Origin of the sequence: Streptomyces sp. Edi2, assembly GCF_040253635.1 — a bacterium.
Taxonomy (GTDB): domain Bacteria; phylum Actinomycetota; class Actinomycetes; order Streptomycetales; family Streptomycetaceae; genus Streptomyces.
In genome coordinates, this window is record NZ_JBEJGX010000002.1 from 222,171 (window position 1) to 246,339 (window position 24,169).

Below are 24,169 nucleotides of genomic sequence, written 5' to 3' on the forward strand. Positions count from 1 at the left end.
GGACGGGGCCAGGAGGATTCCTCGCGGGGAGGAGCCGCGCACGCCCCTGTCAGCTCTTATTCGCGAACTTCCAGATGCTCGGGTTGCCTTCATCGTTCGCGGACCAGTGCACCTCGATCGACTTGGCGTTCGCCGGGACCAGGTACGACTCGCACAGCGTGTGGCTCTCACCCGCCTTCCAGCTCTCGATGTCGTAGGGGTCCTCGCAGCCGGCCCCAGTGTCCGCGGCGCCGATCAGGAGCGCGCCCCGCTTGCCGTCCGCCCAGATGGTCGTGCCCTTGTTCGCCTCGGACCGATCGGTGAGCGCGGGGCCTTCTTTGTGCGTGAACTTCACGTGAGCCACGGCCAGGACCAGGCCCTTCGCCGCTTCCTTGTCGGTGACGAGCTTCTGCGCCTCAGCTTCGGTCCCCAGGTCGACCTTCTCGGCGACCACGTCGTAGGTGACGCTCTGGCTGCCCTCCTTCACCTTTCCCGTGACGGCCTTACCCGGCGCGAGTTCGCCGCTGGCCGGATCACGCGGTGAAACGCTCGCCTCGCTCTTGCCCGCGGCCTGCTTCTCGCTGGACTTCCCGGAGTCGGAGCTGTCGCCTCCGCCGCACGCGGTCAGCCCCAGCGCGAGAACGGCGATCGGTGCGGCGGTGCGGAGGACGGTCTTTCGGAACGGCACAAGAACTCCTGCCTGGGGTGCTCCCGCAGCGCCGTGTCGGCACGCGCGGGAGCAACGGTCAGTGACGTCCCTGACCCTCCAGCCATCGTCCTGTGGACAGAGTCCGGCCGTGCAGCACCAAGGGGGAGCCCGCTGCAGCAAGGGCGGCCCCGACTCCTCCCGCGTGCCGGCGGCCCACGTCCGGGACCGGCGGGAACACGGAGTGGGACTTTGTGGCGGTGAGCCGTGTCAGTGAGCGGGTAGCCGCTGGGCGGCCGACTCAGCACGAGGCCCCCGCGCGCCGTCCGGCTGCGGGGGCCTCGTGCCGTCACGTGTGTGGAGGGCTACTGATCCACCCAGCGGGTGGCGGTGCCCTGCGCGTCGACGTCGACCAGGTGCACGCGGGTGTCCCGGGTGGCGACCTGAATGGCGATCAGGTGCGAGAGAGAGCCCGGCGTTCCGGGTTCGGGGTACTTGGGCTGACCGCCCTTGGTGATCCCGAAGGTGAGAGGGCGCCGCTTGCGGGTGGTGGAGGCCGCCGCGTCGTTCTGGACGGGATCCGGTGTGCGCGCCGTGTGATCGTCGGACATGCGCTGTCTCCAGGTTCAGGAAGGGGCGGGCGAGGAGTGCGGCTGACGCCACTGTGTCATGCGAGCGGCGGTGCCAGCCGCGTTCTGCGCGACTCGAGGGCCGGCCGTGCGCCATGGGGTTCTACCAGTGCGCCGGTCGGCGCCCTCGGTGTAGGGCTCCGAGGAGCGTGACGCCGAACTTGGTGCGCAGGCGCCGAAGTTCCCACAACGAGAGCAGGGTGACGGACACCGGCGGACCGATCAGGAAGAGCAGCTGCACCGCCGGCGGCGCGACCACAGGGGAGCCGCCGGTGAGCTGGAAGCCGAACATCACCCAGACCAGAAGCGGTGAGAGCAACGGGGGGAGAACCTCGTGAACGTCGCCGGTGCGGAAGACGTAGTGGACGCACAGCACTGCCGACGCGAGGCCGAAGGGTACGGCGAAGAGCACCGCGGCCAGGGCGGCAAGGAGGAAGACGATCTGGAACACGCCGAACTGCGGAGCCAGGCGGGCCCCGCCGCTGTTCTGCAGCAGGAGGAACAGGACGAGCACGGACGCGAACAGCGCTGCGAAACCCGCCATCGGTCCCGATAGCCGGCGTACGTACACGGCGCGACCCGGGGCGCGCGCTGCGGCCACGAAGAGCACGAGCGCCAGGGGGCCGGCGACGACCAGCACGCCGGTGCTGATGAGGACCTCCGCGAGCTTGTCCTTGGCGAAGGCAGACATCGACTGCTGCATCGGGTACGCGTAGATCATCCAGATTGTCGCGGCGATCCCGATGACCGTCCGCGCCAGATGGACGGCTTCGATCGTTCCGTCGGTCAGCCGGCCGGGCCGGGCCGGGCGGAAGACGCGGGCCGCGAGGGCGAACGGCAGCATCAGGAATGCCGGACGCGTTCTCCTGGGCGGGTGCTGTGTCATGTAGGTCATCGAATCCCCCATGGGGCGGGCCGGTCATCTGCCGGCGGGCGGGTACTGCAGAGCGTGGTGCGGTCGGGCTGCGGCCTGGGTCGAGGGCTGTCGTCGGCTGACGTCCGCGACGGAGCGGCCGACTACCACTCGCGACCCAATTAACTTGACTAAAGAGCGCATTGTAGCTTAAGTTATATGGGTCACGCGAGGGGGGTTCCCTCGCTCTCCGAACCCGGGAGTTTCATGATTCACCTGCCCCTTGCCCAGGATCTCGACAAGGAGATCTACAACCCGCACGAGTTCCACAACCGGGTACGCAAGGCACTTCTCACCGCCGCGGAACTGCGGACCAGCCATTTCGGCGGCGTCATCACGCCGCGCGAGGTGAGCACCCTCACGCACGAGCACATGGCGCTCGCGGCACGCCGGATCAGCGAAAAGCCCCCGACGGTGCGGCCCGACGGCAGCCCGACCGCCGACCTGATCATCGAGGTCCTGCTCGTCCTCCACTCGGCTCAGCCCTCCGGCCGCGGCCGCAGCATCCACCAGCCCGCGTGGGTTGCGGACTTCACCAAGGACCTCCACCAGGCGATCCAGATCGCCTTCGACGCGTTCTGGAACAAGTTCGACGGCCATCTGACCGCCGACCTCATCGACAACCTCACTCCCCGCCAGATGACGTCCATCGCACGCCGGATCAACTCGTCCGGTCGGGCGGCCACCCAGCTCGGGACCCACTCCGAGCTCCTTGTCCGCAGCCTCCTGCGTGTCATCCATGACGCTCAGCCGGACGTCTCCGCCGCGGTGCCCGCCCCCGTCACGGCGGCCCAGCTCGACCAGGGCAGGGCAACCGAACCGACCACCCTGAATGAGGCAGTGACCGCGGCGATCGCCGCAGCGGCCCAGTCGAAGACCCCGACGATCGTGGTCTTCAGCCTCCCTCAGCCCTAACGCCGCCCCAGCGCCCGGCGGTGCTGACCAGCACCGCCGGGGCGGGCGCCCCGGCGGCACCCAGCGCGAGACCGCTCCGCGGCGACGACGCCCCGGTCCACCGCGCACGCGAAGGCACGCAGCTCAGACGGACAGCGCGCCTCAGCGGCCTAGCCCTCGAGACCCCACCAGCCGCACCGCACCGGTCGGCGGCACGCGCGCTCCGACGATCCGGCCGCCGACCGGCCTGCGCACGCCCGCCGCCACCCACCCGACCGTCACGCCCAGAGCGTGGCGAGATGCCGGCACGCGATCTCAAACGCCCCTCACCACCAAGGAGTTCTGCCATGCACCGCGACCTGGAAAGCACAGTCGCCGCCCTGTCTGGGGACGAACACGTCCTCGCCACCGGCGTGGACACCCGCGGCCACCAGGTGACACGCGCCGGATACCTGCTCGCCGCGCCCCAACGCAAGACAGGGCAGCACGACAACGGCAGCGAGGAGGGCTGGCTCGTTCACGTCGGCGCGCGCGAAGCCGTACCCGAGCGCTCCAACCGGGTCATGCTCTACCCGGGCAACGGACGCATCGCGCGCACCTCCGAGCCGGACATGAGCCGGTGGCGCAAGACCCCGCTCACACAGACCGGGGCGAGCGCGCGCACGAGGAATCTGCAGATCGTGTTCGGCGGCAAGGCCCTTCGCGGATCGGTCGAGCCGACCGAGGAGACCCTCGTGGACGTCACCTACAACACCGAGGGCCTGTACATCCTGAGCATCCCGGACACCGGGGGAACGACCCACTTCCAGTGCCGCCTCGGAACGACGATCTGGTGGGCGCCGGTGCCGACCGCGAACTCCCAGGAAACCGGGGCCTGAACGTGACGGCGCAGAAGACGCTTCCGCTGGCCGAGCTGCCGGAGGAGGCGACTGAGACCCATGTCTGACCGCACCGACTTCCCCACCCGCATCGGTCAGCCCGCTATCAACAATCTGGCCGCGCTGCTCCGCGGTGACGTGCGTGTGGACCCCGAGCGGGCCGAGGAGCACGCACGCCGCATTCTGACCACGGCGGAGAGCATCGGGTACCGGCACGGCGCCGAGGCCGGCTACCTCGAAGGCCTGTCAGCACGATCCGAACGCGACGAGGAGGGTTCGTGACTCCGCTGCAGACCGAGCCCCGCCAGCTCCGCCTGACCGCGCCCGAACAGCAGGCCCTCCAGCTTCCCGGTGCCGAAGGCCTGTGCCAGCGGTGGCACGAGCGCACCCCGACCTGGCGCCGCACGAGCGAGGGTGGATTCGACCCCGGCCTGCACCGTGTCGTCGCCATAGCGGAAGGACCCGCTCGCCGCTTCGTCGAGATCCACCACTACAGCGGCTCCTGGCCCGCGGTCCGCTTCGTCTTTGGTTTGCAGCGCGTCGACGAGCCCCCTGGCCCCGGCGAACCCGCCGGGGGCCGGCTCCTGGGCGTCCTCTCACTTGGCATCCCGATGAATGGCGCCGTCCTCGACGTGTTCGAGGGGACCCGCCGGTACACCGAGACCCTCGAACTCAACCGGCTTGTCCTGCTCGACCGGGCCGAGTCCAACGCCGAATCCTGGTTCTGCGCACGGGCGTTCACCGCAGCCGCGCGGCAGGGCATACGCGGCGTAGTAGCGCATTCCGACCCGCATCCGCGTGTCCGGCGCACGCCCGAAGGCGGCACCGAGCTCCTGAGCCCCGGCCACGTCGGGCACGTGTATGCCGCCCAGGACTTCGTGTACCTGGGACGTACGCGTTCCAGGAAACTCACGGTCCTGCCCGACGCCACGGTGCTCTCCGATCGCACCGTTGCCAAGATTAAAGGTGACGAAGTCGGACATCGTGGTGCTGAGCGCCGCCTCGTCGAATTCGGAGCAACGCCCCGCCGGTCCGGACAGCCCGGCCGCGACTGGCTTGTCCAGGCCCTCGAGGAGATTTCGGCGACCGTTGTCCACCACGGTGGCAATCACCGGTACGCCCGTGCGATCGGTCCCCGCCGAACTCCCATCATCGCCACGGCCTATCAACGGCCCCGCCATGGGCGGACCGGAGCGTCCGCCCCGGCGGGACAGCGGTCGACCTGAGTACTTGCTACGGATCAGCTGCCCAGCCGCCCGCCGAGTCGCCGATGCCGGCTCGGACGCCTGGGCCTACTGGGTACGATCGGGGCAGGGCAACCGCGCCGCGCCCGAGTCCCGCCCGACCGCGACCACGCCGCATCAGGCACCGAGGCCAAGAGTCTGAGACTCGCGCGAGGTGATTGGCCTGCCGCGATGTCCTCCATCGACGGTCGCAGAGCGTGGGACAGCCGACCGTGGACAAGGTGCGACACCGATGACGAACAAGAACCGACGCGAGATCGACCGCGCGGTCCGCCAGTACCAGCAGGGCCATCCCGGAACCTCCCTCTCGGATGCGCGCCGCGCCGTCGAGCGCAGTGCAGAACACCCCAGCCCAGCGCCCTCCCGGCTCCCGCACGTTGTGCTGCCGCGGGCCGGCGAGTCGCTCGTGGACTGGATCGACCGACTGGCCGAGGCCAATGGAGCCCGCCGGCACCAGATGATGGAACGCCTTGGTCTGGAGCCTGGACGCTCAGCCAACGAGCGGCTCCGCGACCTGGCCCAGCACATGCAGGACCACACCGCGCGCCAGCTGCACGCCGCCACCGGGATCGACGCCGAGCTGGCCCACGCGATGGCAGCTGTCCCTCCGATGCCGAACCGGAGCGCCCCGGAAGGGCCGCTGACCGCGGACCAGGCGGCCGATCGCCTCCACCAACTGCTGGCCGAGGCACGCTCGAAAGCGGAAGCCGAAGGCCTCCCTGCCTCGTCGTCCTGGAACCTGCAGTTCATCGAGCCGCAGATCACGCGCCTCGGCGGAGCAGCTGCGCTGCGCACGGCAGCCAAGAAGGCCGCGCGCCGCCTGCGGATGAGCGTCCGTGTCACCGTCTACCGCCCCGAGGGACACCCGGAGCAGCTCATCACGGTCAACAACCAGGGCCCGTACAAGACCGTCAAGCGCGATCCGGTAGACACCCTGGTGTCCGTTCCGTTCGAGATCGCCCCGTTGCACCGCCGAGGCCCGCAGTGTGACTGCGGCCGCGGCTACTGCCTCAGCGGCACCGACACCGGCTTCGGCCCGGAGCGATGGCCGGAGCAGATCTGGGACTCGATCCGGCCCGACACCGACCTGCGGACCCTGCCCGAGGAGTACCGCACCACCTTCGCCATCGACGTGCTGTTCGCGCAGCTCAAGCACCGCGACTTCCGTGACTCCATCCTGGACCTCACCCCGTTCCTCGAAGGAGCCGAGCTCGGCCCTCTCGCCGACGTGCAGGTGTACGCCACGAACGCCCGCGGCCACTACCGAGGTCGCTCCCACGGTGCCGTGTGTCAGCACGCCGACACCCGTGAGGGCCGCGGCTTCGGCCCCAGGCCCTCGGAGCGCCACGAGATCCTCTCGCTGGCCGAGCTCGTCGAGACGTTGCGCCCCCTCCACCACAGCCGTCAGCGCATGGGTCTGAGCAGCTTGATCGGCCCCGGCGCCGCGCGACGCGACCGGGACCTTGAGGAGCGCTGGTGCACTTCCTGCGGCGGCTACTCGGTCCGCCGCTTCACCAGCGCAGAGCAGTGCGCCCACTACCTCGCGGAGCACGAACGCTGGTCTCAGCGCGTGGATCACGAACCGGACACCACGGCCGAGGTCAACGAGGATGAAGCACGCGCCCAGGAACTGCTGAGCAAGATGTTCGGCGCGCTGGAGTCTCCCGGCGTTCTCCGGATCTTCGATGCCCACGACCGTGCCATGGGGATCGTTCCTGACGACCCGCACGAACGCCCGTAACAACCCGCAGCCCGCCCTGCACCCGCAGTTCCCCGTGGTGCCGGGCGCCTGAGCGCGTCCCAGTGCGAGCCGCACCACGGACGTGCTCAGGCATCGCCGCCGAACGCGCCGGACCACCTCCTCCGCGGTAGCCGGCCGAGGATCTCCCCGGACTCTGTCCACAGCCCGCCTCGCGCACCATCGCCGTCTCCACACCTGTGTGATCTTGAAGGAGACCGCATGCCCAAGACGCGATCGAGGCGCCGCCCCGGCGCCGGAGCGAGCGCCCAGGCCATGGCCGACACCATCCGCGCGGCCGAACGCCGCAAGCAGCACCGCACCGCGGCCTGGGCGATCCCGCTTCTTGTGGCGCCGGTGGCGCTCGGCATCGGCTTCCTCGTCGCGGCCGTGACCAGTTGGCACGCAGGTCTCGCGGTCGCCGCGGTGACGGCGGTCCTCGCCCTGCGCCGCATCTACCGGAGCAAGGGCAGCACCTGGGCCACCGGCGCCGCCGGCGAACGGCGTACCCGCTGGATCCTTGCCCCACTCGTCTGGTGCGGACTCGGACGGTGGGCAGTCCTCCACGACCGCCAAATACCCCGGTCCCGCGCCAACCTCGACCACATCGTGCTGGGCAAGTGCGGCCCTGTCTATGTGGACACCAAGACATGGAAATCACGCAGGGCCAAGGTCCACCTGCGAAGCGGGAAGCTCTGGTACGGCAACCACCCCCAGAAGGACTCCCTCGACACCGTGTTGTGGGAGGCCAGCCGGGTCGCCGAAGTGCTCGGTCACCCCGTCCAGGCCGTCGTCGCCGTCCACTACGCCGCCGTTCCTCCTGGCGGGCTGATCAGCCAGGGGGTGACCATCATCCAATCCAGCGAGCTCCGGCGATTCCTGCGGGCGCTGCCCAAGGAGCCCGGCTGGGACCGCAGGCGCATCGCCGCGGCCTACCGGCTCGCCGACACGCAGCTACGGCCCGCAGGCTGACGGGCGCCGAAGGGGAGCGTTGCCGTCCCCGACGGCCATGCGGATGTCGGCTCGCGCCCGCCACATGTAATTCACGTGCATTGAGTATCAGTTGTGGCTACTGTGCCGTATGTGAGCCCCGGGTCGCAGTCACTGCGATCCCCCCCCCGCACACTGTCCGGGGCACAGCTTGGTAGGCCCCCGGTGTCCGCCTCTGCTCTCAGGAGTACGCGGCCCGGGGCACAGCCTTTTCGCAGTCGGAGAGCTCGGGGCACGCAGGCTAGTCCGCGCTGACCACGGTGTACGTGATCGTCATCCGCACGAGTCGTACCTCGGCGTCGGGGTGGCGCCGCTGCCGATCACCCAGTCGCTCCTGGGCCAGGTCGTACTCGTCATCGCGGAAGCTGAACCGGAACCGGCCGGCCGGGTGCCGGACTTCGACGATCCAGGCGTCCACGGCGGGGGCGGCTTCAACTCCGGCGTCGGCCGGCACCCACGTCGTGATCGGTACGCGCGCGGGCACAACACGGGTGGCCACCACGCAGCGACCCCATCCGTGGTCCACGATGCCCTGATGCTCGGTGAGCGGCCTGTCGTAGTCGACGGCCCAGAAGGCGTCGGCGTGCTGGAAGACGCACCGCCGTGTCTCGGCCCAACGGCCGTTGGTGACATGGAAGTCGGCCACGGCGACGTGTTGCGGCAGGTCGTGAGGAACGCCGAGGGCGCGGAGCTCCTCGACGGTGAAGGTGCGGGTCTTCAACGATCTCCTCGCAAGGGGCGGGGCGTGGAACGCCTGGGGGCCGTGGACTGTGCCCACGGCCCCCAGGGAGGTCACTTGAAGGTGTCGGCTTCGGCCAGCTGCGCGACGCGCTGGCCGAGCTCGGTGCGGAAGGCCCGGAAGAGAGGTCCGTGTTCGCCGGTGCCCCCGTCGTCCGGCTGGACATCGCCGTGGTCGTCGCGGTACTCCGCGAGGCCCAGCCAGGCGAGTCCGTTCTTGGTGACCCAGTGGACCTTGCTGGTGAAGGCCCCGCTGTCGTCAACCCGTTCGGTCAGGTCGCGCCACTGGGCTGCACTGAGTGCAGCGCGGCGGCCGGCCAAGGTGATCCGCCAGGTCGTGTTGCCCGTGTAGACGAGCGCTTCGTCGTCGCTCAGCCGGTATCCGTCGGAGTCTTCGCGGTAGATGAACTTCGCATCGAGCATGGCCTTGAGCAGGCGGGAGGACACCTTCGACGGGAGGTGTCCGTCCGGGTGGACCGATGCGGCCTTGAGGTATTCGACTTCGCGTGTCGTGGCCTGGCGCTGCGCCTCGGGCTTGAGCTGCAAGAAGCCTCCTTCGAGGGGAATGGATGGGCGGCACCGTCCTTGGACCTCGCGCGCAGGCCGGGTGGCCAGCGTTGCGGCCGGGACAGGCCCCGGCTCAGCGGTGCGAGGTGGAGGTGCGTGCGGCCGCCGCGGGCCGCCTCGACGGGAAGCGGCTCGGTGTCACAGCAGCGCAGACATGACGACGACGAACCCGCCGAAGCCGACGAAGAAGGCGCCGAACCCCAGGAAGTCGGAGTCGATGCGCTTGTCGAGCTCGTGGAGTCCGCCCGCGGCGAGCAACATCGCGATGCCGATGATGAGTTGGAGCCACCAGGGGAGCGTGTCGACGCTGGAGAGATCGGCGTCGGAGGCGAGGTACGAAATCACGGGGCGCTCAATTCTTGTTGGTCATGAAGCGGCTGAAGCGGCCGTCGCGTGTGTCCTGCTCGTGCGTCACGCCAGGTCGGGATCGGTGCAGTGGATCGTCCTCGTCCGTCCCACGGCGTCGGTGACCGTCCACAGGGATTCGGTGACGTCCGTGTTGAGCTGACGCCCACGGGCCTCCATGGCCGCCTCCAGAGCGTCGTTGACGTCGTCGATCTCAATGCGCCAGGTCGCCACGAAGGCCTCGGGGGCGGTAGTGGGCGAAGGCACTTCCGGGAGGAGCACCAGGGCGCCGAGGTCGAGGGCGCTCTCCCACCCGGCGCGACGCAAGGTCTTGGCGAACGCGGAGTTCTGCTCCTCCTCAAGATCCCAGGTGTCGGAGCTGAGCGGGTTGTAGCGAACGATGATGTGATCCGCGCCGGGATCGGGGCGGGCGATGAGGATCTCGGCCAGCTCGTGTCCAGCGCTGTCGAGCGCGGCGCGCACGGCGGAGACGGCAGGGTCGGCCTGTGAGGGCGTAGGCATGAAGAGTCCGTTCTCTCAGGCGGGACGCGGGCCCACTGCCTGCTGGCGCGGCCTGGCAAGGCGGCGCGTTGTCGGTCGATCGGGGGGGGCGACGGACCCGCCCGGGGGGTTGGGCGGGTCCGTCGGAGGAAGCCGTCCGACGGGCGTAGGGGAGCGCCGGACGGCGGGCTGGTGAGTGCACCGGGAAGGACTCCGGAGAGCCCCTCAACCCTTGTGACGCATATAGCTTAACCCATGACAGCGGATGAATCAAGGTATTAGGGTCGCAAAGGAGGGGGGCCGGGCCACGCGCGTAACGGTCACGGTTGAGCGAGCGGCTCACGAGGCGGGGGTGCCCAGTCTGCGGTTGGCGGGGCGGCCGCTGCGGCCGGCTCTATGCCGGGGGAGCCTCGCGCGTCTCGTCCGCCCGTTCATGCGGCGCGAGTGCGAGCGCGATGCGCAGGACCTCGGCGGCCTTGAAGATGCTCTCGTCGTCCAGTTGGAGCGCGACGTCGCCGCGGCCGAACGGCGAGCGGGTCGCTGACCCGCGCTCCTCTCCATCGAGGTGGCAGATCACCACCTGCTCCTCACGGGGCAGGGCATCGAGCGCGGGCCACGGATCCTGCTCGCAGTCGCAGGCGTGGTCGTGGAAGCACTCCTCCTCCAGGTGCTTCCGGATCCGCTCGTAGGCCGCGGGACTGACGTGGATCGTCAGGGTGGTGCGATCGCCCCGGGACTCCGGGACGATCACGGCCGTACCCAGGCCCGAGGTCATCACGGCGTTGGCCGTGCCGGGCATCCCGCTGTACTGGCGGATGCGACCCTGTGCGGCGTCGGCCAGTGTCGCCAGTGCCACCGTGCGGGCGGTGTCGATGGCGTGGCGGACACCGTCGAGCGCGGCGCGCAGGGCCATGGCCGAGGTCTCGGGCAGCACGTGAGGATCAACGCGGTTCATCTCGCGCCTTTCTGGAGGGGCGGCAGCGGGCGACGTCAGCGGACGTCCGCCAGGACCTGCCGGTCCTGGCGGAAGCGCTGGATCATCGGAAGGCGGGCGCCGGACTGGAGGAGCGCCGGCAGTTTGGCGGGCGCGGGCTCGCCGTCGGCGATGCGGCGGGCGTAGCTGATCGCCTTCTGGAAGGCGGTGAGGTACGGGAGGAGGTCCTCGGCCGCACGGCGTCGCAGACGCCGGTCGCGACGGCTCCTGGGCTCATCGATGTAGCGCTCACTGCGCTCGTAGATGCGCTCGAGCAGGAATCGGCCGCCCACCAGGGATGCCAGCGCCCGGTTGCCGGCGACCACGCTTCCCGTGCCGGACGCGCTCAGCGGCAGCACGTCGGCCGTGGCGCGGTCGACGGCGACGGCGATTGCCTTCCAGGCGTCGTCCTGCAGGAGTGCGTGGTTGGTGCCGCCCAGAAGGCCGGAGCGGCCCAGCCGGAACCGAAGCCGGGGCAGGAAAAGCGGTATGGCGGACGAGCTCATCGTCGAAGTCCTCTCGGAAGGCGGCCGTCATCGGCAGCCGGGCGGAAGCGTCGGGATGCGGCGCCGGCGCGGAGGGCCGGGGCGACGCGCAAGAGAAAGCGCGAAAAACGATCACGACCCTGGAAAATTAAGTCATGCCTCAATCATGTGTCAACTTACTAGGGTCAACGTGTATGGTGAGGGAGATCCGCGTCGGACAGAGGCACCGCCGGCCCCCTCGGGTGCCGCGGTGCGCGACGGGGATTGTCACTGGGTGCTGGCAGCATGAAGGCGCAGCAGCCGAACAGGCAGAACGAACATGGAGACCCCTATATGAACCGCAGTGAGTTGGTGGCCGCACTGGCCGACCGCGCCGAGGTGACCCGCAAGGACGCCGACGCCGTGCTGGCCGCCTTCGCGGAGGTGACCGGCGAGGTCGTCGCCAAGGGCGAAGAGAAGATCACCGTCCCCGGCTTCCTCACCTTCGAGCGCACCCACCGCGCTGCCCGCGAAGGCCGCAACCCCGCGACGCAGGAGACCATGACCATCCCGGCCGGCTACAGCGTGAAGGTCTCCGCGGGGTCGAAGCTCAAGGAAGCCGCAAAGGGGTAGCGATCCGGCGCGTGCGATGACCGGAGGGCGTGGCCGGTCGCCCGGCTCGCCGTGGAGTCGCCCGTGGGGCGGCCCGGGACCATCCCGGGCCGCCCCAAAATCTTGGGCCCGGAGCCATGGCGTCAAACATAGGAAAACGAAGGTAAATATTGGGAAGTTCTGGTAAGCTCTGGCGTATGGACGAGGCATTGGACGCGATCGAGCGGGAGATGGACCGACTCCGGACCGAGATCCGGTCCGCCGCCGAGGCGTCCGACAGCGAGAGGGTCACGGAACTCCGCGCCCAGTTGCGCGCGGCACAGAACGGCTGGGATGCACTGCTCCCCGGAGCCTCCGCCCCGACCGCGGTGCCTGTCCTGCGGCGGTCCATGAAATCCGCACGCGAGCAGGTGCTGGAAACCCTGGCCCTGATCGGTGCCCCGGCGACGCAGAAGACCATCCGCAGCGTCCACCACGCCTTCTTCGGCACGACGCTCGCCACCTCAAGCCTGGTGACTCTGCGGCGGGACGAGGAGCGCAGCTTCCGCAGCCGCAGCAGCCCGCGCACCCACGTGTGTCCCGCGTTGGCCGCCGATACATTGCGGCCCGTCCGGTCCATGCTCGCCTCGTCCGACTGGCCCCTGCCCCAGCGGCTTCTCGCCTCCGGATCCAGCCGGGTCAACTATCTGACCATGGCCGTAAATCTGGCCGAGGCCGCAGAGCGTGCTGCCGGGGAGGCGCACGCAGACGCCGACGCGATCCACGACCTGCTCCAGGGCCTCGCGCTCAACATCCCCGGCCTCAGCAGCGGGGAGCCCGTCACCGCCGCACGGATCCGAACCGTCGCACAACGAGAGCTCGCGCACCTGCTCCCCGCCGACCAGGACGCGCGCGACAGGGCGGCTCGCGCCGCCTCCCAACTCGAAGCCGCAGAGCGCCTGTTCGGCGCTTCAGTACCGCAGAACACCTGATGACCACCGTAGAACGACCGGAAGGACAGGGCAGGCGATGACCGAGGTACGCCTTGCCGGGTGCGCCGGCTGCATCGGCAGCGACCGCCCTGGCTGGAACGTCGTATGGAACGTCGACAGCGGGAAGATGCTGTGGGAGTGGAAGCGCTGTCCGGACCGGTGCACCCCTGAATCCCGGGCCGCTACGATCGCGCGTCACCAACAGCGCCGTGCCGAGGAGGCCGAGGCCGCCGCCCGCCAGGCCGACGCCGTACCCGCGTCGCCCACCCGGCCGGAACCCGCCCCCGAACCCGCCCGCGCTGAGCCCGTGCGGCAGCAGCCAGTGCACCGCCCCGTCAGCCCCCGCCCGGCCGGCGGAGAGCGCGGACGCGGCCCCCAGGTCGCAGCACGGTCGGGCGGCCGCCGCACCCCGGCGCGCGACGCACCCGGCAGCGCGCCGTTGACGAACAAGCCGCGCCGGTGGCCGGCCGTCGCACTCGATCACGACGGCGCAGGCTGGAACCTGGACATCGAACAGGTCCCGCCGCCGGCCGGAACGAAGGTCACTGACTGGTTCGCCTGGCTCGGCACCGGGCTGCCGCTGCGCATCGATCGAGTGCACGACGCGGGCCGCACGGGCGACGGAATGGTCTGCCTGTCGGCGACCGCGCTCAAGGCCCTGGGCCTGCCCGCGGCGTTCCCCACCACCGACAAGGCCCTGGCCGCCCTCACGACGAAGCTGACCAAGGCAGCGGCCAGCGTTGGAATGGAGCTCTCTCAGGAGATCGGCCCCATCTTCCACGCGTTCCGCCGCGCGGGCGCCGCGGGCGGCCCCAAGTCGTCCCTGCGCGTCGTGGTCACTCCGTGGCTGGGGCAGGGCAGCGAGAAGCAGCAGGTGACCGGCGCGATGCTGGCCCGGCTCGCAGCCACCCCCGCGGGCGACCCCGACGCGCTGACCCTCGCCCGCCGCATCCGCACCTACGTCAGCGACCTCGGCGTCGCACCCGGCATCACTCCGGCCACCACCAGCAAGCTGCTCCTGGACGCGGTCCGTCCCCGCAACGAGCCGTATCAGGACGAGCAGGGGGAGTGGCACTCCCGGCTCCGGGACGGGGCGCTGCCCTCCGGTGACACCGTCGTCCCGCCCGCCGCCGGTGCTCGGCACCCCCTTACCCGCGAGCTGGTGGAGCGCGGCGAAGTCCTGTGCGAGGAGGAGGACTTCAAGTGGTGGTCCCGGCCGCTCACGGAAGCCGAGGCGGCCATGCCGTACGCCGTCGCCTGCGACGTGTGCGCCTCCTACCTGTCGGTGACCATGTCGCTGCGGCTGCCCGTCGGCCCGCTGGAACACCGCACCAACCCGGTGTGGGACACCAAGTCGGCTCCCGCCGGGCTGTGGTGGTGCGACTTCACCGCCGTCCAGGTGGACACGGAGCTGCCACACCCGGCCACCTTCCACGGCAAACCCCCCACCGGACCCGGCTGGTATGCCACCCCGACGGTCGCCTACATGGTCACCGAGTTCGGCTTCGACCCCACCACCATCACCGAGGCGTACCTGTCCCCCCTGACGGTGCCGTTCCTCAAGGAGTGGACGGTCCGCCTGCGCGAGGCGTACAAGCGCGTCTACGCGCTGCTCGGACTCCAGGACGGGCAGGAGCCGGAAGAGTTCCTCGCCGCCTACGCCCGCCACAAGGACCTCGACCCGCAGGACGTCGAGCGCACCGACGCCCTGGTGCTGGCCGGCCTCTACAAGGAGGTCTACAAGGGCGGCATCGGGAAGTGGACCGAGGGAGCAACGCACCTCGACGACGAGACGTGGCTGAAGGACATCGTGGCCAACTGGTCCTACCGGCCCGAAGTCCGCTTCCACATCATTTCGGCCGCCCGCATCGCCAACCACCGCCGCATGCGCAAGACGTACAAGAAGACCGGGCGCGCCCCGTTCGCCATCAACGTCGACTCCTACCTGTACGCGACCGAGCACCCGTCGCCGCTTGAACTGCTCACCCCGCCGGAGAACGGCAAGCCGGTCCTCGGCGTCCTTCGCCTGGGCATCGGCCCCGGCCAGTTCAAGCACGAGTCGAGCATCCCGATGGACCAGGTCCTGGAGCTCATGAACACCGACGAGCACCCCTCGCGCCTCACCCACGACTACAGCACCGACGGCACCGCCGTAGCGGCGTAAGGAACGTCTTGTGAGAAGGAACCAAGCAGAGGTCGCCAAGCAGACCGAGCTGACCGAGATGTACTCCCGGGTCAACCAGCTCTTCTACACGTCCAAGCACGCACCTGTACGCACCACCACCCAGACCGAGCACGTCCTTGAGCGGCTCTACGGAGGCCAGACAGCGGCGATGGCCGCCGCCTACAACATGTCGCCGCGCACCATCCGGCGGTGGCTCGACGGCAGCCGCACGCCTCAAGGCGCGAACGCCGCGCGGCTCCTCCGCGACGCCACGGCCGCGCAGACAACCAAGCGCGGGCGGGAGCGGCGTGCCCAGCAGGCAGAACAGCACCGGGGCGACGTCCTGGTGCCACGGGTGAACAACTTCACTGTCCGCGGCTCAGACGCGGTGAGGCCGCGGGACATCTCCATCAGCCTCAGCGGCCGGCAACTTGCCGCCCTGGCGCTGGCGGAGAACGAAAGCCAGGTCGACGACGTCATCCAGGAAGGGATCGCCGCGTATTTCAACGGTGGCGCAGCGGGCAACTTCGGCCCCGGGGACTTCGGGTACGACGCGGGTTCTCTCGTCTTCAACGTGCCCCTGATGACCGGCTCCAGCCGAAACGCCGAGTGAGCGAGCCGGCCGCCCTGCGGGCCGCCGTCCGCGGCCGTTGTCGGTGCGTCCGGGCACACTGGACGGCATGGTGATATCGGACGAGCCGGAACCGGCGCGCGTCCTTCCCGCACTGCCGGACCACGACCAGGACGCCAGCGAGATCCGCTGGGACCGGTGGGAGCCCGCCATCGCCGCCTCGCACATCGACCCCCGCTGTCCCACCTGCGCCTTCGCCGGGCCGTTGTCGACCGCCTTCGGCAAGACCTGGTACACGCCCGAACCCACCACGGTCCGCGTCAAGAGGTCGAGCCCCGGCCAGCCGTCCCAGTGGGCCCAGGCGCAGCACGATCCGTACTGGTGCAAGACCCACTACGCGGTGCGCTGTCCGCAGTGCGACGAGATGACGGTCTACCGGCGCAGCGGCTGGGTGGAGATCTACTACCGTCCGCCCACCACCGAGCGAGCCGTCCCGCAGACGGACGACAACGTCCTCTTCTAGACGCCGGCCGACGTGCACCGCCCCGAGCCGCCCGCCCGCGCCGGCCGGCGGGACCGTCGCGGTATGCGCTGCCACGCTGACCGGAGCACCGTCAGCACGGATCGTCCCCGGCGTCGAACTTCGGGAAGCGCGTCGCGGCAAGCAACTCCGCCGCCGCGATGCCCCGCCTGATCCCGGCCCGATAGATGACTCCGACGGTGGTGACCTTCGCCGCGAGCTGCTCGTACTCCGCCAACGGGTCCGGCAAGCCCTCCAGCTCATCTGCGGAGGGAGCAGCTGCAGACGGGACCAGGTCCGGGTACATGTCACGCCACTTCCGGATCTTCCGGATGGACTCGACCGAGGTGTGCCAGCACGCGGCCAGCACCTGCTCGGCGAGCTCGCTCGGCAGACGCAGCGGGATGCTCTCTGGGAACCCGCCGGTGCGAGATCCCGGCCACCGGCCACCGAGAGACCGCGCCTCCGAAGGCACCTCTGGCCACTCCTTGGCCGCTTTGTCCCACCCTCGCTCTGCTAGCTCCTGCCCGATGCCGCAGGCCGCCAGGGCGTCGATGGTGTCCAGCAACTGGGCCGATCCGCGCAGGCGTTCCACCTCCAGCCGCCAGCGGTCACGCACTGCGGCGGCATCCTCGCGGGATAGGCCCCGCGTCTGCCAGGACGAGTGCGACGACACGATGAGGCGGCGCCGCTTCTCCATGTCGACGGCGGCCGTCATCCGGCTCCGAGTCCCCGCGATCACCCACGCCGTCGCCGCCGTCGTTGCCTGCGCCACTCACGCTCACCCACCAACCTCGCACTATGCAAAGGACGGTTGGTCAGGCTAGTCGCGCAGCAAACCGGCGGCGTCACCGGCACGCGCGAAGCTGTCCGGAAGCGTCCGAGGGTGTCCGCCAGGACAGCGCCGGACACCGTCGGACACACGCGGCTCCGTCCACGGCTACAGCGAGGACGCGCGACGCGGTGCCGCTTCTCGTGTTGTCGTGGCGCCGCAGATTCGGGCACACGGCACCGGGCCTTCCGCCGTGGCTGGAGCCCGGACCAGCACCCCCGGTCACCGGACAAAGCCCGCCGCGAAGCCGACCCAGCAGCGGAGCACATCAGGGGCGCCGCCGTTGGCGGCTCGCCTTCCGAGACCACCGGTCCCACACCGCTGTCACGACACCGGTGTCACGCCGGGTGTCACGTGCACTGTCACGCCGCCGGGGATGAGCCCGCCCACCTGCGCAGATGGGCGACGAGAGGCCGCTGTGCGCTGTCCGCGCGGGAGCGGGGCCGAGTCCTGGCGCTAGCTCCCCAGGAGCATGGCGCGGGCTCCAAGCGACCACCGCTGGGGCCGCAGGGCCTGGGGCCGGCTACCACCGGAGATCATGCGGTCCGCCGGACATGGCAGTGCGCAACCCGTAGGTTGGCGGCATGGCTGACATGCGAAATCTGTGGTGGTCGGCGGGCCGGATGGCCTTCCGTGTGGCGGAGAGCAACACCGACTGGCGGAACACCCGTTGGTCCGAGTCGCTGCGCCGCTCGGCCACTCTGCTGGAGCCGGTCTGGCCCAAGCACGACACCGGCGGACCGTTCACCTTCGCGCTCCCCACGATCGCGCTGCTCCTGTACGCGGGCCCGCTCGACTGTGAGCCCGAGCGCGTGCCGGTGGAGGACATCGTGGGCGCGCTTACCCCGCGTCGAGCCGATGAGGACGCGCCGTCGCTCGAGGACACCATTCGAGCGGGCCTGGCCGACCGCCATCATGACCTGGGCGACGACTCGAAGTTGTCGGGCCTGGTTCGTTGGCTGACCGTCTACCACGAGCCGGTGACGCATACCGCGAGCGGTATGGATCTTCCGGCCTTCGAGCAAACGCCCGGCGGCTCTTTGCTGGACGCGGGAGCGCGGTGGGTGCATCACCGTTTCACGCACCACTACCTTCAGGGCAGCGTGGCCTGACCGTCCGGCGGACTCAGGTGAGGCGGCTCAGCTCGAAGGTGGCGCTGACGGCGCCGTGGTCGGATAGCTCCTTGTCGATCGGCTCCAGGTGCACCTGGTAGTCGACGAGGGCCGGCGCGAGGGCGGGGCTCATGAGGATGAGGTCCTGGCGCCGGGGCACGTCCCCCTCTCCGAACGCGGCGGTCGGGGCCGTTCCCTGCTCGGATGGGTGGCTCGCGTCCAGGAATCCGGCGCGTCCCAGGAGTTCGGTCGCGTCCCGATCGGAGACGTCTCCCTCGCGGGGCAGCCGGAGTTGGCCGTTCTGGGCGTGTGCCGGAAGCTGTGTCCAGTCAGGTTCCGGGTAGCCGAGGCCGATGGCGTTGATGTCGCCGAGCACGAGCGACCGGCGGCCGGGGGCGGCGAGTACGCCCAGCGGCGACACCTCCCGCGCACGATTGCGCGGGTCGAACGGGTCCAAGTGCAGATTGCGCAGTTCCAGCAGCCCTTCCAGGCCCGGCACGACCAGGTTCGCCCAGCCCATGACGTGGTGGTACCGGTCCCGGTCCGCGCCCTGTGCGGCGAGCTGGACGCGCCGGCTCAGCATGATCACGGTGTGGAAGCGGTGACCGCTCGTGGTCTCGTTGGCGTACGCGAGATGGGCGCTGCCCATGCCGAGGGCATTCAAGGTCTGGTACATGCGCCGGTTCCCGAGGAGATCCCAGAAGTTGCACTCCTGCAGTGCCAGGACGTCCGCCTCAAGGCTTTTGAGGAACGGGATCTGCCTGTGCCAGCGGTCGCCGCTGCCGAGGCCGAAGTCGTCGTGGCCGCCGAACAAGGTGTTGAACGTGGCGACTCTGATCGCGGTCATTCCGACTCTCCCAGTGCAATCGTGGCGAGGCGATTCCATGTCACGGTCTTCGACGCCGTGTCCGTCTGCGCGGTGACGTCGACGAGATGGACCGTGCTGATGTGCAGCGGAGCGTGGCTGGGGCGGACACGGCGCAGGATGCGCTGGGCCGCGTCGGAGTCGGCCTCGGAATGGGCGTAGGCGGTCGTCAGGTGCTGCAGGCCCCACTGGTAGCGGCATGCCTCGTCGCCGAGCGCGGCCCGTGTGCCCGCGCGGGCGGCCGTGTGCAGGGCAGCCAGGTCCTCGTCCGGCGCGAGGTCCGCGATGACTCCGCTGTGGTACGAGAGCAGCGACCCCACGGTGACGGTGAACGGCTCGATGCCGCCGAGCCGCGCGGACACCTCCCCGACGAGCTTGTCCCGCTGCTCCGGGGTGATCTCGTCGGCCGGGACGCTGATCTGGTCGACGGTGATGTGGAGCCACTTCAACTCCACTGGGGTGATCGGGAAATCGGCGTCCAGGAGACGCTGGTTGGACTCCATGACCAGGTCGCTGAGTGCCTGGTGCCTTGGGTCCGTCCAGTCGACCTCGACGTACCAGTGGAGGAGCGTGCCGGCTTGCCACGGCTGTGCACCGGCCTTGAACTCGAACGGCTTCATGGTGTGGAACGCTACGACCGGTCGAACCGCCGAGGCAGGACCTTCGTCTACCTGGCTGGAACTCGCCCCCAGCTCGTTACCGGTACAGCGGGTCCTCCGGGTCGTGGATCTCGAAGGGCCGGTCGGAAGCGCGTTCAGCGTGGCGGATCGAGAGCCGCGCCGACGTCTCCGGCGTCACGATTTCCACCATCTCCGGAGGGCGTGGCAGCAGCACGCTGGGCGGAAACCCGTCGGGCAGCGCGCTCCGGTCGAGGTTTTCCAGCCACCAGCGCATCCAGCCGTAGAGGGCCGACGCGTAGAACTCCGACGGTCCGCCCTTCGCATGTACGTGCACGGTGTACCCGACGGGCTGCCACACCGACGGCGGTTGTACGCGTACCCACACCAGCGCGCTGTGGCTGCCCGTTACAGCACCGACAACCAAGACCCCGGGGTACGCACGCACCGCGTCCTCGAGGATGTCGAATGCGCCGTTGGGCGACGGAGCGTTGGTGGCGTCCACCACGAGGACGGATGCGCTCTCCTTGGTCCCCGGCGCGGCGTTCGACGGCGCCATCAGATGCAGAGCAGGACCGTTCTCCCCTTCCGCGGCCGACAGGTCGCGGGGTGTCACGTGGACGCGAAGGTGCTCTGAAGGGGACGAGACGCGAGTCTCCAACCTCCACGCCGCCAGCACGCTTCCCGCTGCCTTGCTCATCGGTCCCCCTCGTAGCGTTCCCGGTGTCCGTGACCATCGTTCCCACTCCTGTCCAGGAAAGAAACAGGGACACCAGCCTTTCCGGCCTGCGCCACCGCGGCCCCTGAACGGCGGGATACGGGCCGGGCTGCGGGGGTATGCAGGCCCTTGGCTTAAATGCCGTTGTGGGCCGTGCTTTCGCGTCCGTGGGCGGTGAGTGATTTCGGTAGCGTGCGGGAGCACAGGGCGTGATTCCGCAGTTGGAAGGTGGGGGTATGGAGAGCTTTTTCTCTCCGAAGAGGACGTGGGCGCAGGGCCCGTATCTGCACTTCGTGGCCAGACTGGATGACCCGGCGTACGTGGAGTACACCCGGGCGCACCACGATCTGCTGGCCGAGTACGGCGACCAGGTCGGGACCGTGCCCGCCGAGTGGCTGCACTGGACCGTACTCGGCATCCATCACGACCTGACACGAGACCAGGTGGAGCGCGCGGTTGAGCGGGTCCGCACGAAGCTGGCCGACTACGGCGGAAGCGTGGACGCCGAGCTGGGCCCCGTGTGGCCCGGCCCGAGCGCCGTAACCGTCGCAATGCACCCGGAGCCACCGCTCACGGCCGTGACTACCAAAGTCCGCGAAGCAGTCTCCACCGTGGACGGCATCAGTCCACGAACTGCTCCGGACCGTGAGTGGCCGCACTCCACACTCACCTACTACCGCACCGGCGATGTCCATGACGCTCGCTTCAATCGCCGCCTCCGCGAGATCCGACCGGACCGCGTCAAGATCAGCATCGACCGCGTGCACGCCGTCTACATGCACCAGGACCTCGACCTCGGGTACTACCGGTGGGATCACCTCGCAGAACTGCCCTTGGGTAACTCCGCGATCCTGACGGTCCGCACCCGCCTGGACGAGCTGGTCGCTCAGGCGGAGCGCGAGGGCAACAGCCCGTGGGCCGAGGCGTGGCGGAGGGCACGCACTTTGCTGGCGCCTGTGTTCGGCGACGAGAAGTTCCGCCCCTCCCACTCCACTCTCGACGACGGATTCGACAACGTCGAGGCTGCGGGCGCTCTGGCGGTCAGCCTCTACCTGCTGGCCCGTGAACGCTCCGTCGCCGCGGCCGACATCTCTCTCCAGGACCTGGAGGAGCTGGCCGGCGACCAGTTCCAGGTCAGCAGAAGCCCCCGGTTGCACGAGGAGATTCGCAGCCGACTCGGGGCGCTGGGGCACGCGTTGGATGACGCCGACGATCCCGTCATGGTGCGCTGGCGCACCCTGGACTACGTCCACAAGGAGCCGTTGTACGGGGACCTGGACGACAGCTCCCTACGCGCAGGTCACGCGGGCGAGAACGGGCTGCACCGGGTCCTCGCGCCGTTCTACCGCGACCGCATCCGCTTCTGAAACGGCGGCGATCGGGGGCCGCAGCCCGGCCCCCGATCACCCCGGGCCAAGGGTGGCGTCCGATGAGGCGGGAACGCCACGATCGTCCGATGCACGATGACCAGGACCCTTGGAGGAATGGGCGCGGCACCGCGAGGAACGCCAGAAGGCGTCGAAGGGCAACCTCCGGGCGATCCCGCTCGCACAGGGCTCGCGCCGCGGGCAGCACGTCGAGACAGATGTGCCCCGCGTGATCCAGGAGTGGAACGGGAGCAACTGGGAGTCGATCGGGGGTCGAGGACCTGGCCGCGGCGAAGGCCGTCCTCTACCCGCCGCCTCCCGTGGAGGAGAAGCCCGTCGAGTGGGGCCGCCCGGCCTTGGGCAAGGGCCGCGGCCGGCACCGGAAGCCGAGCATCGCGGAGGAACGGGACCGGTAGCGCGACCATGCGCAGCAGCCGGTCGCCCCGAGAATCGCTGACGCCCGCGGGCCTCAGTAACTCTTGTGCGGGTTGAGGGCGCGCAGCCGGTTGACGAAGTCCGGGTCGGGACTCATCGCGACGTGTTCACCGGTGTCGGTGTCCAGGTAGCCCCACTGGCCGGTGCTCCCGGCTCCGCAGACCATCAAGGTGAGCGTGCGGTCCGGCTCATGTACCTCGGTGACCTCGTGGTACACGGCGAGAGGCAGATCGTTCACCGTGCCGCTTGTGTGGCTGACCCCCAGGGCGGGCACGACGCGCCCGCCCTGCGGGGCATAGCGGTCTTCGTCGTAGCCGCCCAGGAGCACGTGCGAGCGGAAAGCCCAGGGGTGATCGTGGGGGCGTGCCTGATCGCCGCCTCGCCGGTCGGGCAGGCGCCACAGGTTGATCTTCACGGTGCTCTCTCCCGTCCGGCGCAGGACCAGCTCGGCCTTGTAGGCGTCGCCCCTGTCGTCGGGGACGAGGGTCCAGCCGCTCGGGCTGACGAACTGTTCCCAGGTGAGTGGCGCGAGCGCCGGCATGTGGCTCTCGACTCCGGCGGAGGCCGCCTCGAACCTCTCGTTCGTGATGGTCAGGCCGGGCACGATCATGGTTGCCGTCATGCCACCGAGTCTGGCGCGCCCCCCCAGATGCGGGAAGTCGTTTCGCGCCAACCACTCCGACGAGCCAGACCTGTCGCGGGAGGCGGACGGACCGTACGCTTCTGCGCCATGTCGATCACTGAAGTTCGTTCAGAATTCGCGGCGTTGAAGCGAACACTGGAAGCCGGCGAGTGGGCTCCGAGCCCAGCCGAGTTCGCCGCCGCCCACGACGGTCTGCTGAACATCACCGACAACGGCCCGGTCCACGCTCTCGGCGCCGCAGTCGTCCTCTATCTCCCGGAGGAGAGCAGCCTGACGCCCCTCTTCAACGCGACTGCGGACATCCTGGAAGCGCCGGACACCACGTGGACGGACGACGTGAAGGGCATGGTTCAGGACCTCACGCAGCTCCTCCGCGAAATCGGGGAGCACAAACCCGCCACCCTCGACCTGACCCCGTACATCGCGGGCATATAGCCCCCCTTCTCCTGTCCGCGTTCCGGATCGCTCTGCCGCGTGTCAGGATCGGGTCATGTTCTCTTTGGGGCGGGACGGCATGCGCGACCTGCAAGCGCGGGCCGAGGACTTGAGCACGGACCTTGCCAGCGGCGAGTGGAAGCCGAACCGCTTCGACAGGCGGGCCCTGCTCAAGCTGGCCGGCGCGGACGGCCCGGTGATCGACCGCGAAGCGATCGTCACGATGTTCGACCAGCTCTACAACGAGCGCGGCCCCCGGCAGCTGAACAAGATGACGGGCCGGCTGACGACGCTGCTCATGAACACGGCGGCGGCGCAGGACCTGCCGTCGATCGCTGCCCTCCCTGAAGGGCAGGAGGCGCTGAGCGCGGTCCGGTCTCTCGTCCGCAGCGCGGCGTAGCTGTATGGGCACAGGGTGGCTGGTGCTCCTGGCCATCGTCGTGGTCGTCGTCGGCTGGTTCCTCATCGGGATGTACCGGGGCGCCGCGAACCATGCTCGATCGCAGACCCGGCAGGACCTGGTCAGGCTCGGCAGCGTCCCGATGGTCGCTAAGGCGCTGACGGACGTGAGCAGTCTTCCGGCATACGCCTTCATGGGCCCCTTCGCGGAGGGCCGCACGCATCCGTTCGGCTGGCTGTGGTGGCGGATCGAGAAGGATGCGGACGGCGGGCCGCGGCAGCACATGGGGTGGGCGCTGACCTATCGCAGAGCCCGGAAGGCCGCGGGCCTGCCGCTCTCGATCCGGGCGAAGCACACGGAGATCACCATGGCTCAGGGACAGGACCGCCAGGCTGCCGACGGCTGACG

The 24,169-nt window shown here is 69.7% G+C and carries 31 protein-coding genes and 1 pseudogene; 18 read left to right on the forward strand and 14 right to left on the reverse strand.

Annotation, left to right across the window (positions count from 1 at the left end):
- Nucleotides 1–49: 49 nt before the first annotated feature.
- The 3 genes from ABR737_RS03000 to ABR737_RS03010 form a co-directional block, all read right to left on the reverse strand.
- On the reverse strand, nucleotides 50–667 hold the full coding sequence (locus tag ABR737_RS03000) for a hypothetical protein (RefSeq protein ID WP_350248617.1): 618 nt from the start codon (nucleotides 665–667) through the stop codon (nucleotides 50–52).
- Nucleotides 668–990: 323 nt separating this feature from the next.
- Entirely contained in the window at nucleotides 991–1,236 is a 246-nt protein-coding gene (locus tag ABR737_RS03005) for a P-loop NTPase family protein (protein WP_350248618.1), read from the reverse strand.
- 121 nt (nucleotides 1,237–1,357) lie between these two features.
- Complete coding sequence (locus ABR737_RS03010) at nucleotides 1,358–2,149, reverse strand: hypothetical protein (RefSeq protein ID WP_350248619.1); 792 nt, start codon at nucleotides 2,147–2,149, stop codon at nucleotides 1,358–1,360.
- A 225-nt stretch (nucleotides 2,150–2,374) separates the two neighbouring features.
- Here ABR737_RS03010 and ABR737_RS03015 point away from each other — a divergent pair, with 225 nt between their 5' ends.
- The 6 genes from ABR737_RS03015 to ABR737_RS03040 all read left to right on the forward strand — a co-directional run bounded on the left by ABR737_RS03015 (nucleotide 2,375) and on the right by ABR737_RS03040 (nucleotide 7,893).
- Nucleotides 2,375–3,082, forward strand: coding sequence for a hypothetical protein (locus ABR737_RS03015; protein WP_350248620.1), 708 nt, complete (start codon nucleotides 2,375–2,377; stop codon nucleotides 3,080–3,082).
- A 326-nt stretch (nucleotides 3,083–3,408) separates the two neighbouring features.
- Nucleotides 3,409–3,939, forward strand: coding sequence for a hypothetical protein (locus ABR737_RS03020; protein ID WP_350248621.1), 531 nt, complete (start codon nucleotides 3,409–3,411; stop codon nucleotides 3,937–3,939).
- A gap of 60 nt (nucleotides 3,940–3,999) precedes the next feature.
- A complete protein-coding gene (locus ABR737_RS03025) occupies nucleotides 4,000–4,221 on the forward strand; it encodes a hypothetical protein (protein WP_350248622.1) in 222 nt (73 codons plus the stop codon).
- Nucleotides 4,218–5,165: a Mom family adenine methylcarbamoylation protein gene (locus ABR737_RS03030; RefSeq protein ID WP_350248623.1), complete on the forward strand. Its 948-nt coding sequence runs from the start codon at nucleotides 4,218–4,220 to the stop codon at nucleotides 5,163–5,165. The genes ABR737_RS03025 and ABR737_RS03030 overlap by 4 nt, the downstream gene beginning before the upstream one ends.
- Nucleotides 5,166–5,415: 250 nt before the next feature.
- Nucleotides 5,416–6,924 carry a TniQ family protein gene (locus tag ABR737_RS03035; RefSeq protein WP_350248624.1) on the forward strand — a complete coding sequence of 503 codons (1,509 nt, stop codon included), beginning with the start codon at nucleotides 5,416–5,418 and terminating at the stop codon, nucleotides 6,922–6,924.
- A 219-nt stretch (nucleotides 6,925–7,143) separates the two neighbouring features.
- Nucleotides 7,144–7,893: a nuclease-related domain-containing protein gene (locus tag ABR737_RS03040; protein WP_350248625.1), complete on the forward strand. Its 750-nt coding sequence runs from the start codon at nucleotides 7,144–7,146 to the stop codon at nucleotides 7,891–7,893.
- Between the two features lie 259 nt (nucleotides 7,894–8,152).
- Here ABR737_RS03040 and ABR737_RS03045 read toward each other — a convergent pair whose 3' ends face one another.
- The 6 genes from ABR737_RS03045 to ABR737_RS03070 all read right to left on the reverse strand — a co-directional run bounded on the left by ABR737_RS03045 (nucleotide 8,153) and on the right by ABR737_RS03070 (nucleotide 11,541).
- On the reverse strand, nucleotides 8,153–8,632 hold the full coding sequence (locus ABR737_RS03045) for a hypothetical protein (protein WP_350248626.1): 480 nt from the start codon (nucleotides 8,630–8,632) through the stop codon (nucleotides 8,153–8,155).
- 71 nt (nucleotides 8,633–8,703) lie between these two features.
- Nucleotides 8,704–9,195, reverse strand: coding sequence for a hypothetical protein (locus tag ABR737_RS03050; protein WP_350248627.1), 492 nt, complete (start codon nucleotides 9,193–9,195; stop codon nucleotides 8,704–8,706).
- Between the two features lie 159 nt (nucleotides 9,196–9,354).
- Nucleotides 9,355–9,561, reverse strand: coding sequence for a hypothetical protein (locus ABR737_RS03055; protein ID WP_350248628.1), 207 nt, complete (start codon nucleotides 9,559–9,561; stop codon nucleotides 9,355–9,357).
- A gap of 66 nt (nucleotides 9,562–9,627) precedes the next feature.
- Nucleotides 9,628–10,083, reverse strand: a complete 456-nt coding sequence (locus tag ABR737_RS03060; RefSeq protein ID WP_350248629.1) for a hypothetical protein — start codon at nucleotides 10,081–10,083, stop codon at nucleotides 9,628–9,630.
- A gap of 373 nt (nucleotides 10,084–10,456) precedes the next feature.
- A complete protein-coding gene (locus ABR737_RS03065) occupies nucleotides 10,457–11,017 on the reverse strand; it encodes a hypothetical protein (protein WP_350248630.1) in 561 nt (186 codons plus the stop codon).
- Between the two features lie 35 nt (nucleotides 11,018–11,052).
- Nucleotides 11,053–11,541, reverse strand: coding sequence for a hypothetical protein (locus ABR737_RS03070; RefSeq protein ID WP_350248631.1), 489 nt, complete (start codon nucleotides 11,539–11,541; stop codon nucleotides 11,053–11,055).
- 312 nt (nucleotides 11,542–11,853) lie between these two features.
- Here ABR737_RS03070 and ABR737_RS03075 point away from each other — a divergent pair, with 312 nt between their 5' ends.
- From ABR737_RS03075 to ABR737_RS03095, 5 genes are all read left to right on the forward strand, one after another.
- A complete protein-coding gene (locus ABR737_RS03075) occupies nucleotides 11,854–12,132 on the forward strand; it encodes an HU family DNA-binding protein (RefSeq protein WP_350248632.1) in 279 nt (92 codons plus the stop codon).
- Nucleotides 12,133–12,308: 176 nt separating this feature from the next.
- Nucleotides 12,309–13,082 (forward strand): hypothetical protein, encoded by a 774-nt coding sequence (locus ABR737_RS03080; RefSeq protein ID WP_350248633.1) that lies wholly within the window; start codon nucleotides 12,309–12,311, stop codon nucleotides 13,080–13,082.
- Between the two features lie 37 nt (nucleotides 13,083–13,119).
- Nucleotides 13,120–15,246 (forward strand): DUF8841 domain-containing protein, encoded by a 2,127-nt coding sequence (locus tag ABR737_RS03085; protein WP_350248634.1) that lies wholly within the window; start codon nucleotides 13,120–13,122, stop codon nucleotides 15,244–15,246.
- 10 nt (nucleotides 15,247–15,256) lie between these two features.
- Nucleotides 15,257–15,859, forward strand: coding sequence for a helix-turn-helix domain-containing protein (locus ABR737_RS03090; protein ID WP_350248635.1), 603 nt, complete (start codon nucleotides 15,257–15,259; stop codon nucleotides 15,857–15,859).
- A 67-nt stretch (nucleotides 15,860–15,926) separates the two neighbouring features.
- A complete protein-coding gene (locus tag ABR737_RS03095) occupies nucleotides 15,927–16,340 on the forward strand; it encodes a hypothetical protein (RefSeq protein WP_350248636.1) in 414 nt (137 codons plus the stop codon).
- Nucleotides 16,341–16,431: 91 nt separating this feature from the next.
- Here the strand turns inward: ABR737_RS03095 and ABR737_RS03100 are convergent, their stop codons facing one another.
- On the reverse strand, nucleotides 16,432–17,112 hold the full coding sequence (locus tag ABR737_RS03100) for a hypothetical protein (protein WP_350248637.1): 681 nt from the start codon (nucleotides 17,110–17,112) through the stop codon (nucleotides 16,432–16,434).
- 641 nt (nucleotides 17,113–17,753) lie between these two features.
- Between ABR737_RS03100 and ABR737_RS03105 the strand changes: the two genes are divergently transcribed.
- The gene (locus tag ABR737_RS03105; protein ID WP_350248638.1) at nucleotides 17,754–18,281 is read left to right on the forward strand and encodes a hypothetical protein; all 528 of its coding nucleotides are present in this window, start codon (nucleotides 17,754–17,756) and stop codon (nucleotides 18,279–18,281) included.
- Nucleotides 18,282–18,294: 13 nt separating this feature from the next.
- On the opposite strand, the gene ABR737_RS03110 is transcribed toward ABR737_RS03105, so the two are convergent.
- The 3 genes from ABR737_RS03110 to ABR737_RS03120 form a co-directional block, all read right to left on the reverse strand.
- Nucleotides 18,295–19,128, reverse strand: coding sequence for an endonuclease/exonuclease/phosphatase family protein (locus ABR737_RS03110; protein WP_350248639.1), 834 nt, complete (start codon nucleotides 19,126–19,128; stop codon nucleotides 18,295–18,297).
- Nucleotides 19,125–19,766, reverse strand: coding sequence for a 2'-5' RNA ligase family protein (locus ABR737_RS03115; RefSeq protein WP_350248640.1), 642 nt, complete (start codon nucleotides 19,764–19,766; stop codon nucleotides 19,125–19,127). Before ABR737_RS03115 ends, ABR737_RS03110 begins: the two co-directional genes overlap by 4 nt.
- Nucleotides 19,767–19,842: 76 nt before the next feature.
- Nucleotides 19,843–20,379, reverse strand: coding sequence for a hypothetical protein (locus tag ABR737_RS03120; RefSeq protein WP_350248641.1), 537 nt, complete (start codon nucleotides 20,377–20,379; stop codon nucleotides 19,843–19,845).
- A gap of 338 nt (nucleotides 20,380–20,717) precedes the next feature.
- On the opposite strand from ABR737_RS03120, the gene ABR737_RS03125 reads away from it, so the two are divergent.
- The 3 genes and pseudogenes from ABR737_RS03125 to ABR737_RS03135 all read left to right on the forward strand — a co-directional run bounded on the left by ABR737_RS03125 (nucleotide 20,718) and on the right by ABR737_RS03135 (nucleotide 22,264).
- Nucleotides 20,718–21,848, forward strand: coding sequence for a hypothetical protein (locus tag ABR737_RS03125; protein WP_350248642.1), 1,131 nt, complete (start codon nucleotides 20,718–20,720; stop codon nucleotides 21,846–21,848).
- A 109-nt stretch (nucleotides 21,849–21,957) separates the two neighbouring features.
- Nucleotides 21,958–22,059: pseudogene (locus ABR737_RS03130) on the forward strand (DUF6087 family protein); the annotation flags it as partial.
- Nucleotides 22,060–22,168: 109 nt separating this feature from the next.
- Nucleotides 22,169–22,264, forward strand: a complete 96-nt coding sequence (locus ABR737_RS03135) for a hypothetical protein (RefSeq protein WP_350248643.1) — start codon at nucleotides 22,169–22,171, stop codon at nucleotides 22,262–22,264.
- A gap of 53 nt (nucleotides 22,265–22,317) precedes the next feature.
- Here the strand turns inward: ABR737_RS03135 and ABR737_RS03140 are convergent, their stop codons facing one another.
- On the reverse strand, nucleotides 22,318–22,905 hold the full coding sequence (locus ABR737_RS03140) for a hypothetical protein (RefSeq protein WP_350248644.1): 588 nt from the start codon (nucleotides 22,903–22,905) through the stop codon (nucleotides 22,318–22,320).
- A 144-nt stretch (nucleotides 22,906–23,049) separates the two neighbouring features.
- On the opposite strand from ABR737_RS03140, the gene ABR737_RS03145 reads away from it, so the two are divergent.
- From ABR737_RS03145 to ABR737_RS03155, 3 genes are read left to right on the forward strand one after another with little or no spacing between them, the layout of a single operon-like run.
- Nucleotides 23,050–23,361 (forward strand): hypothetical protein, encoded by a 312-nt coding sequence (locus tag ABR737_RS03145; RefSeq protein WP_350248645.1) that lies wholly within the window; start codon nucleotides 23,050–23,052, stop codon nucleotides 23,359–23,361.
- A 55-nt stretch (nucleotides 23,362–23,416) separates the two neighbouring features.
- Nucleotides 23,417–23,761 carry a hypothetical protein gene (locus ABR737_RS03150; protein ID WP_350248646.1) on the forward strand — a complete coding sequence of 115 codons (345 nt, stop codon included), beginning with the start codon at nucleotides 23,417–23,419 and terminating at the stop codon, nucleotides 23,759–23,761.
- 4 nt (nucleotides 23,762–23,765) lie between these two features.
- Nucleotides 23,766–24,167: a hypothetical protein gene (locus ABR737_RS03155; RefSeq protein WP_350248647.1), complete on the forward strand. Its 402-nt coding sequence runs from the start codon at nucleotides 23,766–23,768 to the stop codon at nucleotides 24,165–24,167.
- The last annotated feature ends 2 nt before the right edge of the window (nucleotides 24,168–24,169 follow it).

Excerpts from the sequence above, each read along its gene's own strand:
- ABR737_RS03065 (WP_350248630.1), bottom strand. The coding sequence starts at position 11,017 with ATGAACCGCGTTGATCCTCACGTGCTGCCCGAGACCTCGGCCATGGCC.
- ABR737_RS03015 (WP_350248620.1), top strand. The coding sequence starts at position 2,375 with ATGATTCACCTGCCCCTTGCCCAGGATCTCGACAAGGAGATCTACAAC.
- ABR737_RS03140 (WP_350248644.1), bottom strand. The coding sequence starts at position 22,905 with ATGACGGCAACCATGATCGTGCCCGGCCTGACCATCACGAACGAGAGG.
- ABR737_RS03125 (WP_350248642.1), top strand. The coding sequence starts at position 20,718 with ATGGAGAGCTTTTTCTCTCCGAAGAGGACGTGGGCGCAGGGCCCGTAT.
- ABR737_RS03150 (WP_350248646.1), top strand. The coding sequence starts at position 23,417 with ATGTTCTCTTTGGGGCGGGACGGCATGCGCGACCTGCAAGCGCGGGCC.
- ABR737_RS03105 (WP_350248638.1), top strand. The coding sequence starts at position 17,754 with ATGGCTGACATGCGAAATCTGTGGTGGTCGGCGGGCCGGATGGCCTTC.
- ABR737_RS03080 (WP_350248633.1), top strand. The coding sequence starts at position 12,309 with ATGGACGAGGCATTGGACGCGATCGAGCGGGAGATGGACCGACTCCGG.
- ABR737_RS03075 (WP_350248632.1), top strand. The coding sequence starts at position 11,854 with ATGAACCGCAGTGAGTTGGTGGCCGCACTGGCCGACCGCGCCGAGGTG.
- ABR737_RS03155 (WP_350248647.1), top strand. The coding sequence starts at position 23,766 with ATGGGCACAGGGTGGCTGGTGCTCCTGGCCATCGTCGTGGTCGTCGTC.
- ABR737_RS03025 (WP_350248622.1), top strand. The coding sequence starts at position 4,000 with ATGTCTGACCGCACCGACTTCCCCACCCGCATCGGTCAGCCCGCTATC.
- ABR737_RS03110 (WP_350248639.1), bottom strand. The coding sequence starts at position 19,128 with ATGACCGCGATCAGAGTCGCCACGTTCAACACCTTGTTCGGCGGCCAC.
- ABR737_RS03070 (WP_350248631.1), bottom strand. The coding sequence starts at position 11,541 with ATGAGCTCGTCCGCCATACCGCTTTTCCTGCCCCGGCTTCGGTTCCGG.
- ABR737_RS03040 (WP_350248625.1), top strand. The coding sequence starts at position 7,144 with ATGCCCAAGACGCGATCGAGGCGCCGCCCCGGCGCCGGAGCGAGCGCC.
- ABR737_RS03035 (WP_350248624.1), top strand. The coding sequence starts at position 5,416 with ATGACGAACAAGAACCGACGCGAGATCGACCGCGCGGTCCGCCAGTAC.
- ABR737_RS03005 (WP_350248618.1), bottom strand. The coding sequence starts at position 1,236 with ATGTCCGACGATCACACGGCGCGCACACCGGATCCCGTCCAGAACGAC.
- ABR737_RS03020 (WP_350248621.1), top strand. The coding sequence starts at position 3,409 with ATGCACCGCGACCTGGAAAGCACAGTCGCCGCCCTGTCTGGGGACGAA.
- ABR737_RS03095 (WP_350248636.1), top strand. The coding sequence starts at position 15,927 with ATGGTGATATCGGACGAGCCGGAACCGGCGCGCGTCCTTCCCGCACTG.
- ABR737_RS03085 (WP_350248634.1), top strand. The coding sequence starts at position 13,120 with ATGACCGAGGTACGCCTTGCCGGGTGCGCCGGCTGCATCGGCAGCGAC.
- ABR737_RS03010 (WP_350248619.1), bottom strand. The coding sequence starts at position 2,149 with ATGACCTACATGACACAGCACCCGCCCAGGAGAACGCGTCCGGCATTC.
- ABR737_RS03060 (WP_350248629.1), bottom strand. The coding sequence starts at position 10,083 with ATGCCTACGCCCTCACAGGCCGACCCTGCCGTCTCCGCCGTGCGCGCC.
- ABR737_RS03115 (WP_350248640.1), bottom strand. The coding sequence starts at position 19,766 with ATGAAGCCGTTCGAGTTCAAGGCCGGTGCACAGCCGTGGCAAGCCGGC.